The organism is Glycomyces sp. YM15 (assembly GCF_016918015.1).
Lineage (GTDB): Bacteria > Actinomycetota > Actinomycetes > Mycobacteriales > Micromonosporaceae > Glycomyces.
Genome location: NZ_JAERMK010000013.1, coordinates 50,753 through 68,489 on the forward strand (window position 1 = coordinate 50,753; position 17,737 = coordinate 68,489).

The window sequence follows — 17,737 nt, forward strand, 5'->3', positions numbered from 1 at the left end:
GATTGGAACCCATGAACACTGTGATGACGCCCCGCCGTGCCCGCCGTGCCACCGCCCTCGTCGGGGGCACGTTCGCCGCGGTCTTCGCCCTCGCCGCCTGCAGCGCCGGCAACGACACGCCCGACGGCGCGGTCGAGAACTTCCTCGACAACGGCGTCGAAGACGTCTTCAACGCCGTCTCCGAAGGGGACTTCGACGGCGCGGCCGACGCCGCCGACGAGTACTTCTGCGCAGAAGACGTGGCCGGCATCAAGGGCATGAGCGCCATGTTCGAGGGCATGAGCGCCGAGGAGATCGAAGAGGCCATGGCCGCGGGCGGCGAGGACCTCGCGCTGCCCGAGGACTGGTCCTACGAGATCGGCGAGGTCACCGAGGAGGGCGACACCGCCACCGTCGAGGTCACCATGACCGAGGACGGCGAGGACACCGAGGAGACCTTCGACCTCGTCAAGGAAGCCGAAGCCTGGAAGATCTGCGGCTTCATGTCGTAGTCCGACACCAGCACCGAACGGGGCCTGGCGAGCAATGCTCGCCGGGCCCCGCCTTCCGTGCGTCAAGGTCACGCCCACGAACAAGGACAACCTCGTGATACCGCGTGGTATCACGAGGTATCATTACCGAATGGCCATGACTTTGCGACTCTCAGAAGAAGACGACCGGCTGCTCACCGAGCGAGCCGCGAAGGAACGTCGATCCAAGCATGACCTCGTCACGGAAGCGGTCCACGTGTTCCTGACCGAACGCCAGCGCCGCTTCGACGAGCTGCTCGCCCGCACGCTCGAGGAAGACCGCGAGCTGCTGGACCGGCTCGCCAAGTGATCGACTACCTCAACCTCGACGATCTGGAGAAGATCGCCATCGCGGTGACGGGGCACAAGCCTCCGCCGGTGCGGGACTGGGGCCTGCTGGAGTCGGCCCTGGCCCGCCCCCAGGCGTGCGTGTTCGGGGTAGAGGCGTACCCGTCTCTGCACGAGAAGGTCGCCGCGCTGCTTCACTCCCTGGTTCGCAACAACGCACTGGTCGACGGCAACAAGCGATTGGGCTACGTTGCAGCCAAGCAGATGTACGGCTTGAACGGGTACCACCTCAAACCGCCGTCGCCGGAAGCGGGCGACGGGTTCATTCGGGCGGTCGCGCAAGGGGATCGAGAGGTCGCGGAAATAGCGAACACCCTCGTGAAGTGGACGACGCCGATCCATTGAGCGTTGCCGGAACGATTTCGGCCTGGACGCCCAGCGGCGTCCGGTCAGTTCGAGGTGAAGACCGCTTCTTCGTGATCCCACGATGGGCTGAGCTGCAATACGATGTCGTTCGGGTCCTCTACACCGAACCCGGAGTCCCAGGTAACCGAGCGGCCGGGTTGCAGACTCGTATACGGCGGCCCTTCCAGCCCTTGCTCAGAGTCGAACACTTCGCTCGCCTCACTCTGCCCGCTCTGTGCGGAGTTGGTGAAGAACGTCAAGTCGAGCGCCTGATCGCCGTCATTGACAACCGTGATCGAGAAGCGCACATAGCTCGGAGACTCCTCGAATGCCGCAGTGCCACTCGGACTGAACTCGACAGGCGGGGCGACGGTGACCGATATGCCGTCGTCATAGGTGACGGTGTCGCCGAATGCACCGGTGGCGGGTGCATCATCTGGCGGAGCCGGTTCTTCAGCAGTCGATTCCGGTTCGGTCGTCTCCTGTTCGGTCGTTTCCGGTTCGGTTGTCTCCGGTTCGGGCGTCGCTTCGTCAGTCGACTCTTCGGGAGGAGTAGGCGAGTGAGTGGGCTCTTTGAAGAGCGTCGGCGAATCGGTGGTCTCCTGCGGTGTCGGTGAGACAGCGGGTGCAGAGGTCTTGTCATTGACGCCGGCATCATCGCTGTCTTGAAGACACCCGGCCGCTCCGGCCAAAGCGCAAGCGAGGATTCCGGCGAGCATGGCCAGCTTCTTCTCGTTCCGCATGGTGTGCCCCCGAAAGGATTCCGAGACCCGGAGTGTGCAAAGCGCCGCGAAAGCGTCGTATCGGCAAGATCTTGGGCGTCCGGTTTCGGCTTGTCGGTCAAGCACTCGATAGGGAACGCCTCTCCCCGTTGAGATGGGTGGAACTCGGCCAATCGCGTCGATGACGCACGGTTGTCCGCACTCGGCAGATCGCCGCCACTCGTTGGTCTCGCGATGAATATGACCTGGCCACCCAGGCTATCGATACTCCGACCTTCGCGGGTCGGCTTGGCTGAACTCCGAATGCGGGCCGTCCTGATCCAGATCGGGCTCGGAGCGCAACGAAAAGTCAAAGGGCGACATCTGGGATGCGCAGCGGCAAAGGGGCCCGACGACCTTCGGTCGCCGGGCCCGCCTTTCCTCGTCTCAGACCTTGCTGACGGCGGCCTTCACGGTCACGTCTCCGGCTTCACCGCTGGTGGCGGTGTCGGGGAGGTCGGCGAAGGTCAGGTCCAGGGCCAAAGTCTCGGCTCGGACGAAGGCGCGGTGGGTCTCCACCGCGGCTTTGACCTCGTCGGAGGCGTCGAGGACGACCGAGACGCGGTCGCTGACGTTCAAGTCGGCGTCCTTGCGTGCCTGCTGGATCACCCGGACGACGTCGCGGGCGAGGCCCTCGGCGGCGAGCTCGGGGGTGACCTCGGTGTCGAGCACGATGACGCCCGCGTCGTTCGGCAGGGCCTCGGTGTGCTCGGCGTCCACGGCCACCATGGTCAGCTCGTACTCGCCGTCCTCCAGGACCACGCCGCCCGCGGTGACCGTGCCGTCTTCGACGGTCCAGTCCCCGGCCTTGACGGCCTTGATGACCCGCTGCACGTCCTTGCCGAGGCGGGGCCCGAGCACGCGCGGGACCAGCTTCAGGTCGGCCTTCGAGTAGGCGCTCACGTCGGAGTCGAACTCGACGGCCTTGACGTTCAACTCGTCCTTGAGCAGGTCCGCGAACGGCGCGAGCCGCTCGGCGTGTCCGGTCGCCACGGTGAGCTTCGCCAGTGGCAGGCGCACGCGGAGCTTGCGGGCCTTGCGCATGAACAGGCCGACCGAGGCGATCTCGCGCACCGCGTCCATCGCTTCGACCAGGGCGTGGTCGGCGGGGAGGTCGTCGGCGTCGGGCCAGTCGGCCAGGTGCACCGAGCGGCCGCCGGTGAGGCCGCGCCAGATGTCCTCGGCGACGAGCGGCAGCAGCGGCGCTGCCACCTCGCACGCGGTCTTCAACGCCGTTGCGAGCGTGGCGAACCCGTCCTCGTCGCCTTCCCAGAACCGGTCGCGCGAGCGGCGAACGTACCAGTTGGTGAGGCTCTCGAGGTAGGAGCGGAACGCGGCGGTCGCGCGCACCAGGTCGTAGGCGTCCATCGCCTCGGTGATGGTCTCGACGAGTTCGCGGGTCTTCGCCAGCAGGTACTTGTCGAGGCGGTGCTCGCTCGCCAGCGCGGTCTGCCGGGCCTGCTCAGGGGAGGCCTCGTAGCCGGCGGCCCCGGCGTAGAGCGTGTAGAAGTACCACACGTTCCACAGTGGCAGGACGATCTGGCGCACCGCGTCGCGGAAGCCGTTCTCGGTGACCGGCATGTCGCCGCCGCGCAGGACCGGGGAGGACACGAGGAACCAGCGGACCGCGTCGGACCCGTAGGCCTCGAAGGACTCCCGGACGTCCGGGTAGTTCTTGAGCGACTTGGACATCTTCTGCCCGTCGGCGCCCAGGAGGGTGCCGTGGACGACGGCGGTGCGGAACGCGGGGCGGTCGAAGAGGGCCGTGGCGAGGACGTGCAGCAGGTAGAACCAGCCGCGGGTCTGCGCCGTGTACTCGACGATGAAGTCGCCCGGGTAGTGGTGCTCGAACCACTCGGCGTTCTCGAAGGGGTAGTGGACCTGCGCGAACGGCATGGAGCCGGATTCGAACCAGCAGTCGAGCACTTCGGGGACGCGGCGCATCACGGACTTCCCGGTGGGGTCGTCCGGGTTGGGCCGCACCAGGTTGTCGATGCCGGGCCGGTGCAGGTCCGTGACGGGCACGCCGAAGTCGCGTTCGAGGTCGGCGAGGGAGCCGTAGACGTCGACGCGCGGATACTCCGGGTCGTCGCTGACCCACACGGGGATGGGCGAGCCCCAGAAGCGGTTGCGGCTGATGTTCCAGTCGCGGGCGTTGGCGAGCCACCGGCCGAACTGCCCGTCCTTGATGTGCCCGGGGGTCCAGTCGATCTCCTGGTTGAGTTCGACCATGCGGTCGCGGAAGCGGGTGACGGCGACGAACCACGCCGACAGGGCGCGTTGGATCAGCGGGGAGCCGCAGCGCCAGCAGTGCGGGTAGTTGTGGTTGTAGGTGTCGTGCCGCAGGAGCGACTGGGTCTCCTTGAGGTCCTTGATGATGAGCTTGTTGGCCTCGAAGACGTGGACGCCCGCGTACGGGGGCACCTCGTCGGTGAACTTGCCGGCGCTGTCGACGGGCACGACCGGTTCGATGCCGGCCGCGTCGGTGACGAGCTTGTCCTCTTCACCGAAGGCGGGGGCGATGTGGACGATGCCGGTGCCGTCCTCGGTGGTGACGTAGTCGGCGGTGAGCACCTGGTGGGCGTTCTCGCGGCCGGCGAAGAAGTCGAACGGCGGGTTGTAGTGCAGGCCTGCGAGGTCGGCGCCTTTGTAGCGGCCGACGACTTCGGCTTCGTCGCCGAGTTCGCGGGCGTACGCGGCCATTCGCGCCTCGGCGAGCAGGTAGCGGGAGCCTTCGGCTTCGATGACGACGTAGTCGACGCTCGGGTGGACGGCGGCGGCGAGGTTCGACGGGAGCGTCCACGGCGTGGTGGTCCACACCAGGAGCTTCGCGCCTTTGAGCGGGCCTTCGGTGGTGATGTCGAGTCCGACGGTGACCGCCGGGTCCTGGCGGTCCTTGTAGGTGTCGTCCATCTTCGTCTCGGTGGCGGCGAGCGGCGTCTCGCAGCGCCAGCAGTACCAGAGCACGCGGTAGCCCTCGTAGACCAGGCCCTTGTCGTAGAGGGTCTTGAAGGCCCACATGACGCTCTCCATGTAGGTGAGGTCGAGGGTCTTGTAGTCGTTCTCGAAGTCGACCCAGCGGGCCTGGCGGGTGACGTAGTCGTGCCATTCGCCGGTGAACTGGAGGACCGAGGCCTTCGCGGCGGCGTTGAATCGGTCGATGCCGTACGCCTCGATGTCGGCCTTCGATTTGAGGCCGAGCTCCTTCTCGGTGGTGACCTCGGCGGGCATGCCGTGGGTGTCCCAGCCGAAGCGGCGTTCGACGCGCCTGCCGCGCATGGTCTGGTAGCGCGGGACGATGTCCTTGACGTAGCCGGTGAGGAGGTGCCCGTAGTGGGGCAGGCCGTTGGCGAAGGGGGGGCCGTCGTAGAAGACGAACTCGTTCGCGCCGTTCTCGCCTGCCGGGCGGGCTTCGATGGAGGCGGCGAAGGTGTCGTCCTTGGCCCAGAAGTCGAGCACACGGCGCTCGACCTCCGGGAGGTTCGGGCTCGCGGGTACGCCCCGTGCGGGGTCGTCGAGTGGATAGGCCATAGGACCGGTGTCTCCTCACACACACCTTGCGGACGTTCGGTGTGCGAGGACGAGTCCCGGCTTTGTTAGGGCCTGACCCGCGGTACCACCTCGCTTGGCGCACAGGGTGCGCCCGCTTGATTCGGCGGCGGTGACGGGCCGCGCCCGTCCGGTTCTACTGCGGTCCCGCACGGCTGCGACTGCTCCGCCGCGAATGGGGCCGGTTCTTCCGGAAGCTCGCCGGTGATGGCCGGGTCGACGCTGTTGTCCGCAAGTGTAGCGCTGCGCCGGGGGCGGTTCGCGAGCGATTGAGGGCGCGTCCTCGCAGCGCACCGGCGGCGGTCCCACTCATTGGGCATGTAGTATTCGGCCTGTGAGAATCCACGCACGCAACTGGTGGTGGCGTCGCTGAGGCGGCGTCCCTGCTTTTGCGTGCAAGAAGCAAGCGACCGTCTCGAAGGCGGTCGCTTCGTCGTATCCGGGGTCGGCCGCCTCGAGTCGGGACCTGAGACCCATTGAGAGGGCCGATGACCAAATTCCTTACACCCGCCGGCGTGACCGTGGAGCGCCACGTCAGTGAGCTCGACGACCCGGATCTGACGCCGATCGTCGCGCAGGTGGAGACGCGCCGCGGCGGGGTGCTCTCGAGCGGCATGGAGTATCCGGGCCGCTATTCGCGCTACCACCTCGCGTATGTCGACCCGTCGCTCGAGGTCGTGGCGCGCGGCCGGAAGGTGACGGTGCGGCAGTTGAACGCCCGCGGGTTCCTGCTCGTGGACGTCCTCGCCGATGCGCTGGAGGCGTCCGGGGTCGGGGAGGTGACGCGGGGCGACCGCGAGGTGCACGTCCAGGTGCCGACACCGACCGAGCGCGTCCCCGAGGAGCTGCGCTCGAAGCTGCCGACGGCGTTCTCGGCGCTGCGGGTGATCCTCGAGGCGCTCAAGTGCGACGACCCGTACCTGGGCCTGTGGGGCGCGTTCGGGTACGACCTGGCCTACCAGTTCGAGCCGATCCCGTTCGCGAAGGACCGGCCCGCCGACGCCCGCGACCTGGTGCTGCACTTGGCGGACGAGATCTACGTGGTCGACCGCAAGCGCGAGACCGCGCAGGTGCGCCGCTACGACTTCTCGTTCGGCGGGCGATCGACGACGGGCCTGGCGCGCGAGACCGAGTCGCTGGACTACGTGCGGGCCGCATCGGTTCCGGACGGGCCGGTGCCGGGCGTGTACGCCGACACGGTGCGCCGTGCGCGGCAGGAGTTCAAGGCCGGCAACCTGTTCGAGGTCGTGCCGGGGCACGAGATGTACGCCGCGTGCGATTCGCCGACGCTGTTCTATGAGCGGCTGCGCACCGCCAACCCGGCGCCGTACGAGTTCCTGTTCAACCTCGGCGACCGCGAATACCTGGTGGGCGCGTCGCCGGAGATGTTCGTGCGGGTCACGGGCGACCGGGTGGAGACCTGCCCGATCTCGGGGACGATCGCGCGCGGGGACGACCCGATGCACGACGCGTCGCAGATCGCCGAACTCATCGGCTCCTCGAAGGAGGAGTCGGAGCTGACGATGTGCACCGACGTGGACCGCAACGACAAGGCCCGCGTGTGCGTGCCCGGTTCGGTGAAGGTGCTGGGCCGCAGGCAGATCGAGATGTACTCGCGGCTGATCCACACCGTCGACCACATCGAGGGCCGGCTGCGGCCGGAGATGGACGCGCTGGACGCGTTCCTGACCCACATGTGGGCGGTGACGGTGACCGGCGCACCGAAGACCTGGGCGATGCGGTTCATCGAGGAGCAGGAGACGACGCCGCGGCGCTGGTACGGCGGCGCGGTGGGCTTCGTCGGTTTCGACGGTTCGATGAACACCGGCCTGACGCTGCGGACGGCGCAGATCCGCGACGGCGTCGCGTGCGTGCGCGCGGGCGCGACGCTCCTGTACGACTCCGATCCGGACGCCGAGGAGGCCGAGACCCACCTGAAGGCCCGGGCGCTGCTGGAGACCGCGGCGGGCGGGATCGGCGCGGCGGCAGCGGTCCCTGAACCGATCGAGGTCGCGGGCGGGCCCGCGGGGGTCGGCCGCAAGGTGCTGCTGGTGGACCACGAGGACTCGTTCGTGAACACCCTCGGCGACTACTTCCGCCAGCACGGCTGCGAGGTGACGACGCTGCGATTCGGGTTCGACGCGGCGAGGACGCTCCACGAGCTTGCCCCTGACCTGGTCGTGCTCTCGCCCGGCCCGGGACGGCCGCAGGACTTCGGCACGGCCGGGCTGCTCGACGAGCTCGAGCGGCAGGGCCTGCCCGTGTTCGGGGTGTGCCTGGGGCTGCAGGCGATGGTCGAGCACGCGGGCGGTTCGCTGTCGCTGCTGGACGAGCCGAGCCACGGCAAGCCCGGAAACGTGAAGGTGGCCGGCGGCGGCCTGTTCGACGGGCTGCCCGCCGAAGTGACCGCGGCGCGCTACCACTCGCTGTACGCCACGCCCGACCAGGTGCAGGGCGATTTCACGCCGACCGCGGCGATCGACGAGGTCGTCATGGCGATCGAGGCGCCCGGGAAACGCTGGTTCGCGGTGCAGTTCCACCCCGAGTCGATCCTGACCTCGGCCGGCGCGCACGGGCACCGGATCATCGGGAACGTGCTGCGGCTGACCGCTTGAGCGTCCCGTTCTGACACGGCAAGGGCCGGGAGGCGCGGTGGCGCTTCCCGGCCCTTGCGTTGCGGGCATTAGGGTTTCGGGCGCTATCAGGTGTACTCCCAGTCCTGGACGCAGGACCAGGCGCTGTAGCCCCAGCCGCCGTTCCAGTAGACCTCCATCCAGTAGTCGCTGGTGAGGCCGCAGGCGCGGTACTCGCCGCCGGAGCCGCGCTCGCAGGAGACGGGGACCCAGGCGCCGGCCGGGATGACATCGAGGATCGACGAGCCGACCTCGGCGAGGCGGCGGTGGTTGACGCGTTCGGTGAAGCGCGCCCTGCAGGTCCGCTGCTCTAGGGCGGAGGCCGGGACGGTCGTGCTCTCGATCCGCGATTTCACGGGCGTCGGCACGTCGACGGGCGCGGGCGGAGCCGCGGCGGCCGAGGACGCGGCGGTGAACGACAGCGCGAGCGCGGCCGCAATGACGCCGATGGCAGTGAAGAACCTCTTCATTACCAGGATCACCCCTTTGGCGAACTTGATCATGATTACGCCTTATGGCGTGGTATCAACATAATTACGAAGAAGCGCGCATTCTTGCACAAAACGGGTAATGTCGGGAAACCGACAGAGCTGATGGGGGCCGACGGCCCCGCGCGATGGCAGGTCGCGCCCGATCGGCGCTTCTCGTTCCGGCCGTTGCCGGTCCGTGAGCTGCGGCGATCGAATCCGTTGGGGTTCAGGCACTTCCGGTACTTTGCGGGTCGGCCGGCGCGGGTCGCGGGGTTCGTCGCCGGGATGTCGGTGGCCCGTGATTGGCTGGCGGGATGGCGAAAACCGTGTACAACACAGCGACCAGCATCGACGGCTATCTCGCGGACCCCGAGAACTCGCTCGAGTGGCTCTTCACCGTGCCCGGAGGCGATCCGGAGCAGTCCGAGGAGTCGGAGACCCCGCTCGACGAGTTCGGCGAGTTCCTCGCCGGGGTCGGGGCGATCTGCATGGGCTCCACGACGTATGAGTGGATCCTCGAGTACGAGCACCTGCTCGACAACCCGGACAAGTGGGAGTACGAGGCGCCTTCCTGGGTGTTCACGAGCCGGAACCTCCCGGCGGTGCCCGGGAAGGACATCCGCTTCGCGTCCGGTGACGTCGCGGCGGTTCACGCCGAAATGGTCGAGGTCGCGGGCGACAAGGACCGGTGGATCGTCGGCGGTGGCGACCTCGTCGGCCAGTTCTTCGACGCCGGGCTCCTCGACGAGATCCGCGTTTCGCTCGCGCCGGTCTTCCTCGGCGACGGCGCACCGCTCCTGCCGCGCCGCATCCTCTCCCACCACCTCGAACTGACCGAGGCCAAGAGCGTCGGCCAGTTCGCCTGCCTCACTTATCGAGTGAAGTAGCGCGTGCACCGCCCGGCCCGTTCGGGCCGGGCGGGTTCCGGCGGTTAGCCGCGCCCGTTCGGTTGAGGCGCGGTCGGGGTGTCGGATGGGTGTCGGGTCACTGCTCACCGGGCACCGCAGGACACCGGCACCGGGATTGACAACCCGACCCACCGCCCTGACCGAACGACCATGCGGTTAGTCGTTGTCCATGTCGTCCCGGTCCTCGGCGTCATCGTCGGTGTCGTCGTTGTCATCGGCGTCGTCCATGCCGTCGTCGTCATCGCTCGCGTCGTCGGGGACCACCTCGGTGACCGTGCCGTCGAAGGCGTCGACCGCGACGTCCCATTCGGCGCCGTCGGCGTCCGTCACCTCGACCACCCAGACCGGGGCGTCGACGGTGCCTTCGAGATCGACGTCGTAGACCTCGCCCGGGACCTCCGCGAGCGCGGCCTCGACGGCCGCGTCCTCGCCGATGGCCTCGTCCGGGAGCACGAAGTCGTCGTCATCAGTGCCGTCGCGGTCATCCGCGTCGTCACGGTCGTAGCGGTCGTCCGTGTCGTCCGCCGCCTGCTCGGCGGCGCGGTCCTCCCTGTCGTCGAGACCGTCGGCGGCGAAGGCGACGGCGGTGCCGCCGCCGAGGAGCAGGACGCCCGCGGCGCCTGCGATGACGAGGGTGCGCTGGCGGCCGCGGAATCGACGGCGCTGCGCGGCCTCGGGCTGGTCGGGGGCGGGTGCCTGCTGGGTGTCGGTCGGAGCGTTCATGTCCGGTCCTCTCGGTGCCGTGCGGATGTGATGTCGCAACGGTGCGCCGCCGAACCTGAAGCCAAGCTGAAGTCACCTGAAGCCGACTTCAGGAATGCGGCGGGAGGAGCGGCGGTGATGCGGCCGACTCCGGCTGGATCCGGGGTCTTGCCCGGCAGCGGCCGAGTTCGCGTGTCCGCGAATGACTTCAGGTTGGCTGCCCTCCATGAACGGCTACCAGGTCTGCGCGGCCCTGCGCCGGGAGGGCATCGCCACGCCCATCCTCATGCTCACCGCCAAAGACGGCGAATACGACGAGGCCGAAGGCCTCGACACCGGCGCCGACGACTACTTGACCAAACCGTTTTCCTTCGTGGTCCTCCAAGCGCGTCTCCGCGCGATGATGCGCCGCGGCCGGTCCGCGGCCGCACCCACCGTGTGGCGTTTCGGCGACCTCACCGTCGACCCCGCCACCCGCGCCTGCCGCCGCGGCGGCGAGCGGGTCGAGCTCACGTCCAAGGAATTCTCGGTCCTGGAGTACCTGGCCAGCCGCGCCGGGGAGGTCGTCTCCAAGACGGAGATCCTCCATCACGTGTGGGACTTCGCCTATGACGGGGACGTCAACATCGTGGAGGTCTACATCTCCAACCTGCGCCGAAAGATCGACGCCCCGTACCGACGCGCCTCGATCGCGACCGTCCGCTGCGCGGGCTACCGCCTGGCGGCCGACGGTGGCTAGGGTGCGGGGAGACAAGGCGCAGCAGGCCGAGATCCGGCGGGCCATGAAGAAGGCGGAAGGCAGGAAGCCGTTCTGGCGGCCCGAATCCGTGCGGGCGCGCGCCACTGTGGGCGCAACGCTCGTGGTCGCGGTGGCGCTGGTCGCCGCCGGGCTCCTGGTCGTGACCCTGTTGCGCGACAACCTCTACGGCCGCGCCGAACTCACCGCTGAGGTCAATGCGCGGTCCGTCGCCGGTCAACTCGCCTCGGGCGCGTCGCCCGCGGCGATCGAACTGCCGGATGACGACAAGCTCGTGCAGATCGTGGACGCCAGCGGGACCGTCGTCGCCGCCAGCGACGACCTCGAAGGCACCGGTGCCGTGGGCGGTTTCGCCCCCGCGCCCGATCCGGTGGTTGAAGAAGCCGAAGCCGAGGTCGAGACCGATGACGACAGCGACGAGGACGACGATCGGGACGACGACGCCGACGAGGACGACACCGAGACGCCCCCGGGCGGCGACGCGACCGGCAGCGGCGCGGTCGGGTCGCAGATCGCTTACGAGACGGTGACGATCCCCGGCGAGGAGGCGTCCTACCGGTTCGCGGCGCTCTCGGCCACGGCCCCGGACGGCGGCGAGTACACCGTCTACTCGGGTGCTTCCCTTGCCACGCAGGAGGAGGCCGTCGCGAGCGTCGGCACCGCGATGGTGTGGGCGCTGGCGCCGCTGCTGCTCGTGGTCGCCGTGGTGACCTGGCTGGTGGTGCGGCGCGCACTCCGGCCGGTGCGGGCGATCCAGAAGGAACTCATCGAGATCACCGGCGGCGACCTGAGCCGGCGCGTGCCGGTGCCGGCGAGCCGCGACGAGATCCACAGCCTCGCCAGGACCACGAACATGACCCTCGCGGCGCTCGACGCGGCCGTCGCGCAGCAGCGCCGGTTCGTCGCCGACGCCTCCCCCGAGCTGCGCAGCCCGCTCGCGATCCTGCGAACGCAATTGGAGATCGCCCGCGAGCACCCGGAACTGCTCGACCTGGACGCGACGCTCGGCGACGTGACGCGGCTGCAGGACCTCGCCGCCGACCTACTGCTGCTCGCGCGACTCGACGCCGGAGAGCGGCCGCCGCATGTGGAGGTGCCGTTCACCGAGCTGGTGCGAGAGGAGACGGCCCGCCGGGCCGCCACCGACCGGGTGCCGGTGCGGCTCGACGTCGAGGAGGACCTGACGGTGTGGGGTGTGCGCGGGCACCTGGCCCGGGCCGTCGGGAACCTGCTCGCGAACGCGCAGCGGCACGCCGCGGGTGCGGTCTCGGTCCGGCTGGCGGCCGAGGACGAGGACTGGCTGCGGTTGGACGTCGCCGACGACGGCAACGGCGTCCCACAGGGCCAGCGGCGGCGGATCTTCGACCGGTTCGTGCGGCTCGACGAGTCCCGCAGCCGCGACGAGGGCGGCGCGGGCCTGGGGCTGGCGATCGTGCAGGACGTGGCGCTCGAGCACCACGGGATGGTCTACGTGCTCGACGCTCCCGAAGGTGGCGCGCTGTTCCGTCTGGCGTTGCGCCGCAACGAAAGGGGGTGGTGATCAAGAGCGGCGTCCAAGGGATCGAGCGGCCTTTCGCAGGCAGCGGTCGCGACGACCGTACCGGTGCCGCAGAGTGCCGCAGAGTGCCGCGGCGTCGAACGGCCCGTCGGTGTGACCGGTCCTCGCCGTCCTGTCGGCCCCGCCGCACCGCGGGCGGCGGTCCCTACGATGGCCGCATGAAAGCATGGATCCCCCACGAGGCCGGGCTCGACCGGCTCGGCCCGGTCCCCAGCGGCGTCGTCGTCGAGGTGTACGACGGCGGCGACTACCCGTCCGACCCGAGCGATGTCGAGTTCCTGGTGCCTCCGGCCGCGCCCAAGTCCACCCTTCCCGGGATGTCGTACGAGGCACCGCCGGTGCTGCAGGACATGCCGAACCTCAAAGTGCTGCAGCTGCTCAGCGCGGGCGTCGAGCAGTGGGTGCCGCTCGTTCCCGACGGTGTGCTGCTCTGCAACAACCGCGGCGCGCACACCGAGGTGACCGCCGAATGGGTGATGGCCGCGGCCCTCGCCTCGGTGCGGCGCTTCGACGTGTTCGCCCGCAACCAGGTCGAGGGCAAATGGGAACTCGCCTGGGGCACGACCCTGTCCGGGAAGACCGCGGTGATCATCGGCGCCGGTTCCATCGGCGCCGCCGTGGCGCGCCGGTTCGAGGCCTCGGGCATGGAGGTCACGATGGTCGCGCGGACCGCGCGGCCCGGCGTCGGGACGCTCGCGGACCTGCCCGGGCTGCTGCCCGAAGCCGATGTCGTGGTGGTCATGGTGCCGCTGACCCCCGAGACCGAGGGCCTGGTGGACGCGGCGTTCCTGGCGCGCATGCGCGACGGCGCGCTGCTGGTGAACGCCGCCCGCGGCAAGATCGTCGACACCGCCGCGCTGACCGCCGAGGTCGCTTCGGGGCGGCTGCGCTGCGCCCTCGACGTGACCGAGCCCGAGCCGCTCCCGGCCGACCACGAGCTGTGGCGCCTCGACGGCGCGATCGTGACCCCGCACGTGGGCGGTGCGGTCCTCGGCTTCATCGAACGGGTCTACCCGCGGGTGGGCGCGCAGATCCGGCGCTTCGCCGCCGGTGAACCGCTCCAGAACCTGGTCGCGGACGGCTATTAGCGGTGCGGGCGCCGCAGCCTGGGCCTTTGATGGTTCGATGGTGGGGTGATGACGCGATTCGAGGAACTGGGCTGGCGTGATTCGCCGATGGGCGAGATCAGTCTGCGACGGCGGTACGACCCTGAGGTGCGAGCCGAGGTCTACGAGGTCAAGCTCGACGAGGACTTCCTCATGTCGAGCCTGTTCACCGTGGCCGAGCGGGAACTCTCGCACCTCGGGCTCGCCCGCGTCGAGGGCGCCGGCGACCTCGAGGTGATCGTCGGCGGCCTCGGCTTGGGCTACACGGCCCTCGCGGCCCTCGAAGACGAGCGGGTACGCGACCTGACGGTGATCGAGTACTCGGAAGCGGTCATCGACTGGCACGAGCGCGACCTCCTGCCCGACACGGTCGGACTCGCGGCCAACGAACGCGTGCACCTGGTGTGCGCGGACTTCTTCGCCGCCGCCATGAGCGCCGAGGGCTTCGACGCCGAACGGGCCGGCCGGACCTTCGATGCGATCCTGCTCGACATCGACCACTCCCCCAGCCGGGTCCTGCACTCTCCGCACGCCGAGTTCTACACGCCGGCGGGTCTTCGCGCGATGGCCGCGCACCTGAAGCCCGCGGGCGTGTTCGCGATCTGGTCCGACGACCCGCCCTCCCCTGAGTTCATGACCGTCCTCATGGAGGTCTTCACCGGCGTCCAGGCCAAGCGGGTCTGGTTCGACAATCCCTACACCGGCGGCCGGTCCTCGAATACCGTCTACACCGCGATCCGGGGCTAAGGGCGCTCAGGCGATCCGCGCGCCGAGCGGGACGTCCGCGTCGGGGGCCAGCAGCACCACTTCGTCCGTGCCCTCGACGGGGACGCCGAGCACCAGCACCTCCGATTTGAAGCCCGCGATGCGGCGCGGCGGAAAGTTCGTCACCGCGACGACCATGCGCCCCACCAGTTCCTCGGCGCTGTAACGGGCGGTGATCTGGGCGCTCGACTGCTTGACGCCCAGGTCGCCGAAATCGATCCACAGCTTGTACGCGGGGACGCGGGCCTTCGCGTTCACCTCGGTCTTGACGACGCGACCGGCGCGGATCTCGGTACGGAAGAAGTCTTCGGCGGAGCTGGTCTCAGGGGTCTCGGTGAGTTCGGTCATCGCCGCAGGATAGCGCTAGGGGTTGTCGAACCGCCGCCGCATTTCCGCCAGCGCCTCGTCGGTGAGGCGGCCGTAGAGCCGCAGCCGGGCCATGCCGCCGTCGGGGAAGATGTTGAGCCGCACCGAGGTTGCGGGCCTGTCGTGGTCGAGGACGAAGCGGTGCGGGGTGTCGGGTCGGAGGGGTGTGCGCGGTAGGAGTTCGAACGCGGTGTCGCCGTCGTGCGCTTCGATGGCGGCCTGGCCGGGGGCGTTGTGCTTGAGGTGGGTCGTGTCGAGTTCGGCGATGCGGATGACGCCGCGTCCGGCGAGGCGCACGTCGAGCCATTCGTGGCCGGGTTCGCGGCGGCGGGCGGTCTCCCAGCCGTCGGCCTGGTTTGCGGGCAGGCCGGGCATGATCGCGCCGACGGGGTTGGAGTAGAAGGCGTTCGAGGCGCCGGTGACCGCTGCGCCGTTGGCGAGTGCGGCGAGGTCGAGCGGCAGGTCGGCGAAGCCGGCCGGGTCGGGTACGGGGGTGCCGTGGACGCGGAGGCGGGCGATGCCGCCGTCGGGGTGCATGTTGAGGCGGACGTGGGTGCAGCGGTGCCGGTCGTTGACGGTGTATTCGTTCACGCTGTCGCCCTTGGCCTCTGATATGGGGACGAGTGGGCGCCAGTCGGCGCCGAGGAGTTCGGTGAGGGCCGGGTGGGCGTCGAGGCGGCAGGCGTCGACGGAGATGTGGGGCGGGTAGTTGCCGGTGAAGTGGGCGGTGTCGACGGCGATGCCGTGGATGATGCCGGGGACGCCGAGTCGGATGATCGCCCAGTCGTGGCCGGGTTCGCGGCGGCGGCGGGTCTCCCAGCCGTCGTAGATTTGTCCTTTGTGGCCGAAGGTGCCGGCTTGGTGGAGGACGGGGTAGGGCCGGATGAGGCTTTCCTTCTCGGCGAAGGATTCGTCGTTGGCGGCGAGGACGGCGCCGCCGAGGGCGCGGGCGGCGAGGTCGGGGAGGGTCCGCCAGTCGTCGGGGGTCGAGGCGGCGTCGCCGGGGCGGGGTTCGGGGAGTCGGGCGTGCTCGTCGGTCATCGGGGGCTCCTTCGCAGTTGGCGGCCGCGAGGTGCGGCGTCGGTGTCGATGCGGTCGCCGCGCAGCCAGGTCGAGACGACCTTGCCCGTGAGCGTCTGGCGGTCGTACGGGGTGACGGGGTGGCGGTGGAGGAGGTTCTCGGCGTGGACGGTCCATTCGCGGTCGGGGTCGAAGGCGACGAGGTCGGCGTCGGCGCCCGCGGCGATGCGGCCTTTGCGGTGGAGGCCGACGAGGTCGGCGGGGCCGGTGCTCATCCAGCGGGCAATGTCGTTCAGGGTCCGGCCGCGGCGGCGGGCTTCGGTCCATGTCACCGGGAGTCCGAGCTGGATCGAGGCGATGCCGCCCCAGGCGGTGGCGAAGTCGGCGGTCTTCAGGTCGGGCGGGCTGGGTGAGTGGTCGGAGACGACGATGTCGATCCGGCCGTCGATGAGCCCGGTCCAGAGTGCGTCGCGGTTGGCTTCGCCGCGGAGGGGTGGGCAGCATTTGTAGGCGGTGGCGCCGTCGGGGATGCGTTCGGCGGCGAAGGTGAGGTAGTGCGGGCAGGTCTCGGCGGTGATCTGGACGCCGTCGAGCCGCGCGTTGTGGATCTCGCCGAGGGCTTCGGCGGCGGCGAGGTGGAGGAGGTGGACGCGGGCGCCGGTGGTCTTGGCGGCGGCGATGACCTCGCGGATGGCGCTGGTCTCGGCTTCGGCGGGTCGGGTCGCGAGGAAGGTCGCGAAGTCGGGGGCGCTGTCGTGGTCGTGCAGGTGGGCGGGGTCTTCGGCGTGGACGATGAGGAGGCCGTCGAGCGCGGCGACGGTGGCGCAGGCGCGGTGCAGGCCGGCGTTGTCGAGGGGCGGGAACTCGTCCACTCCCGAGGGGGCCGTGAAGCATTTGAAGCCGAACACGCCCGCGTCGTGGAGGTCTTCGAGGTCGGCGTCGTTGTCGGGGACGGCGCCGCCCCAGAAGCCGGTGTCGACCCAGGTCTTGCCTTGGGCTGCGGCGCGTTTGGCGGCGAGGGCGGCGGTGTCGACGGTGGGCGGGAGGCTGTTGAGGGGCATGTCGACGATGGTGGTGACGCCGCCTGCGGCGGCGGCGCGGGTGGCGGTGGCGAAGCCTTCCCAGTGGGTGCGGCCGGGTTCGTTGACGTGGACGTGGGTGTCGACGAGGCCGGGGAGGAGGGCGAGGTCGCGGAGGTCTTCGGTGCGGCGGGCGGGGAGAGGTTCGTCGTAGTCGCCTATGCGGGCGATGCGTTCGCCGGTGATGGCGACGGCTGCGGGTCGCATCCCGTCGGGGAGGACGGTGCGGCGCGAGCGGAGCACCAGGTCGTAGATGACGGGAGCGGAATTGTCGTAGGGGACGGTCATCATGTGACTCCAGGTGCTCGCTCGATTACGACGAAGGATCGGAGGTGCGGCGGGCGGCGGGCCTCGGTGGAGGTGTCGCGGCCGGATGGTCCGGTTTCACGGAGCGGAGGCGATGCTGACGGTTCACGGTGCCCCGGTGGTCGCGGCGCGGTAGGCGCGCCAGGAGCCGTGGGCGGTGATGTCGGTGAGCTCGGGCAGGTCGGCGCAGTCGTCGCGCAGGCGCATGCCGAGGGCTTCGGTGCCGTCGGCCATGCCGACGACGCCGAGTTCGAGGTCGGCCGGTTCGGCCGGCAGGAGGGAGGTGCGCAGGACGGCGAGGTCGATGTCGTAGAGCTCGCCTTCGATGGCCGCGCCTCGGCCTTCGGGCGCGAGTTGGAGCGCCGGGTGGTCGTCGCCGACGGAGTGCAGCCGGTAGATCGGCAGCGTGGTGGCGGGTCCGACGAAGGGCGCGCCGCCGATGAGGTGGTGGAGGTTGCCGCCTTTCATGCCGCCTCCGTTGAGGAACATGTGGACCATCGGTGGCTCCTTCGGTGCTCGGTTTCGGTGTCGATCGGGTCGCGCCGGCGGCCTTGG

General features: G+C 69.6%; 16 protein-coding genes and 1 pseudogene. 9 read left to right on the forward strand and 8 right to left on the reverse strand.

Going from position 1 to position 17,737, the window contains the following annotated elements:
• Positions 1-11: 11 nt before the first annotated feature.
• The 3 genes from JHY01_RS15385 to JHY01_RS15395 all read left to right on the forward strand — a co-directional run bounded on the left by JHY01_RS15385 (position 12) and on the right by JHY01_RS15395 (position 1,202).
• Positions 12-491, forward strand: a complete 480-nt coding sequence (locus tag JHY01_RS15385; protein ID WP_205326542.1) for a DUF4878 domain-containing protein — start codon at positions 12-14, stop codon at positions 489-491.
• A 130-nt stretch (positions 492-621) separates the two neighbouring features.
• Entirely contained in the window at positions 622-819 is a 198-nt protein-coding gene (locus JHY01_RS15390) for a ribbon-helix-helix protein, CopG family (RefSeq protein WP_205326543.1), read from the forward strand.
• The gene (locus JHY01_RS15395) at positions 816-1,202 is read left to right on the forward strand and encodes a type II toxin-antitoxin system death-on-curing family toxin (RefSeq protein ID WP_205326544.1); all 387 of its coding nucleotides are present in this window, start codon (positions 816-818) and stop codon (positions 1,200-1,202) included. The genes JHY01_RS15390 and JHY01_RS15395 overlap by 4 nt, the downstream gene beginning before the upstream one ends.
• Positions 1,203-1,246: 44 nt before the next feature.
• Here JHY01_RS15395 and JHY01_RS15400 read toward each other — a convergent pair whose 3' ends face one another.
• Positions 1,247-1,945: a hypothetical protein gene (locus JHY01_RS15400; protein WP_205326545.1), complete on the reverse strand. Its 699-nt coding sequence runs from the start codon at positions 1,943-1,945 to the stop codon at positions 1,247-1,249.
• Between the two features lie 405 nt (positions 1,946-2,350).
• Positions 2,351-5,494, reverse strand: coding sequence for an isoleucine--tRNA ligase (ileS, locus tag JHY01_RS15405; protein ID WP_205326546.1), 3,144 nt, complete (start codon positions 5,492-5,494; stop codon positions 2,351-2,353).
• 506 nt (positions 5,495-6,000) lie between these two features.
• Here ileS and JHY01_RS15410 point away from each other — a divergent pair.
• Positions 6,001-8,127, forward strand: coding sequence for an anthranilate synthase component I (locus JHY01_RS15410; RefSeq protein WP_205326547.1), 2,127 nt, complete (start codon positions 6,001-6,003; stop codon positions 8,125-8,127).
• 86 nt (positions 8,128-8,213) lie between these two features.
• Here JHY01_RS15410 and JHY01_RS15415 read toward each other — a convergent pair whose 3' ends face one another.
• On the reverse strand, positions 8,214-8,648 hold the full coding sequence (locus tag JHY01_RS15415) for a hypothetical protein (RefSeq protein ID WP_205326548.1): 435 nt from the start codon (positions 8,646-8,648) through the stop codon (positions 8,214-8,216).
• A gap of 281 nt (positions 8,649-8,929) precedes the next feature.
• Between JHY01_RS15415 and JHY01_RS15420 the strand changes: the two genes are divergently transcribed.
• The gene (locus tag JHY01_RS15420) at positions 8,930-9,502 is read left to right on the forward strand and encodes a dihydrofolate reductase family protein (RefSeq protein WP_205326549.1); all 573 of its coding nucleotides are present in this window, start codon (positions 8,930-8,932) and stop codon (positions 9,500-9,502) included.
• 177 nt (positions 9,503-9,679) lie between these two features.
• Here the strand turns inward: JHY01_RS15420 and JHY01_RS15425 are convergent, their stop codons facing one another.
• Positions 9,680-10,246, reverse strand: a complete 567-nt coding sequence (locus tag JHY01_RS15425) for a PepSY domain-containing protein (RefSeq protein WP_205326550.1) — start codon at positions 10,244-10,246, stop codon at positions 9,680-9,682.
• A gap of 196 nt (positions 10,247-10,442) precedes the next feature.
• On the opposite strand from JHY01_RS15425, the pseudogene JHY01_RS15430 reads away from it, so the two are divergent.
• From JHY01_RS15430 to JHY01_RS15445, 4 genes and pseudogenes are all read left to right on the forward strand, one after another.
• A pseudogene (locus JHY01_RS15430) lies at positions 10,443-10,964 on the forward strand (response regulator transcription factor); the annotation flags it as partial.
• 43 nt (positions 10,965-11,007) lie between these two features.
• Positions 11,008-12,522: a HAMP domain-containing sensor histidine kinase gene (locus tag JHY01_RS15435; protein ID WP_240192850.1), complete on the forward strand. Its 1,515-nt coding sequence runs from the start codon at positions 11,008-11,010 to the stop codon at positions 12,520-12,522.
• A gap of 176 nt (positions 12,523-12,698) precedes the next feature.
• Positions 12,699-13,628 (forward strand): 2-hydroxyacid dehydrogenase, encoded by a 930-nt coding sequence (locus tag JHY01_RS15440; RefSeq protein ID WP_205326552.1) that lies wholly within the window; start codon positions 12,699-12,701, stop codon positions 13,626-13,628.
• A gap of 48 nt (positions 13,629-13,676) precedes the next feature.
• Positions 13,677-14,393: a spermidine synthase gene (locus JHY01_RS15445; RefSeq protein ID WP_240192835.1), complete on the forward strand. Its 717-nt coding sequence runs from the start codon at positions 13,677-13,679 to the stop codon at positions 14,391-14,393.
• 6 nt (positions 14,394-14,399) lie between these two features.
• Here JHY01_RS15445 and JHY01_RS15450 read toward each other — a convergent pair whose 3' ends face one another.
• The 4 genes from JHY01_RS15450 to JHY01_RS15465 all read right to left on the reverse strand — a co-directional run bounded on the left by JHY01_RS15450 (position 14,400) and on the right by JHY01_RS15465 (position 17,680).
• Positions 14,400-14,759: a tRNA-binding protein gene (locus JHY01_RS15450; RefSeq protein WP_205326554.1), complete on the reverse strand. Its 360-nt coding sequence runs from the start codon at positions 14,757-14,759 to the stop codon at positions 14,400-14,402.
• A gap of 15 nt (positions 14,760-14,774) precedes the next feature.
• A complete protein-coding gene (gene alc, locus JHY01_RS15455; RefSeq protein ID WP_205326555.1) occupies positions 14,775-15,818 on the reverse strand; it encodes an allantoicase in 1,044 nt (347 codons plus the stop codon).
• Positions 15,815-17,164 (reverse strand): allantoinase AllB, encoded by a 1,350-nt coding sequence (gene allB / locus JHY01_RS15460; protein ID WP_205326556.1) that lies wholly within the window; start codon positions 17,162-17,164, stop codon positions 15,815-15,817. Before allB ends, alc begins: the two co-directional genes overlap by 4 nt.
• A 123-nt stretch (positions 17,165-17,287) precedes the next feature.
• Positions 17,288-17,680 carry a gamma-glutamylcyclotransferase gene (locus tag JHY01_RS15465; protein WP_205326557.1) on the reverse strand — a complete coding sequence of 131 codons (393 nt, stop codon included), beginning with the start codon at positions 17,678-17,680 and terminating at the stop codon, positions 17,288-17,290.
• Between the last annotated feature and the right edge of the window lie 57 nt (positions 17,681-17,737).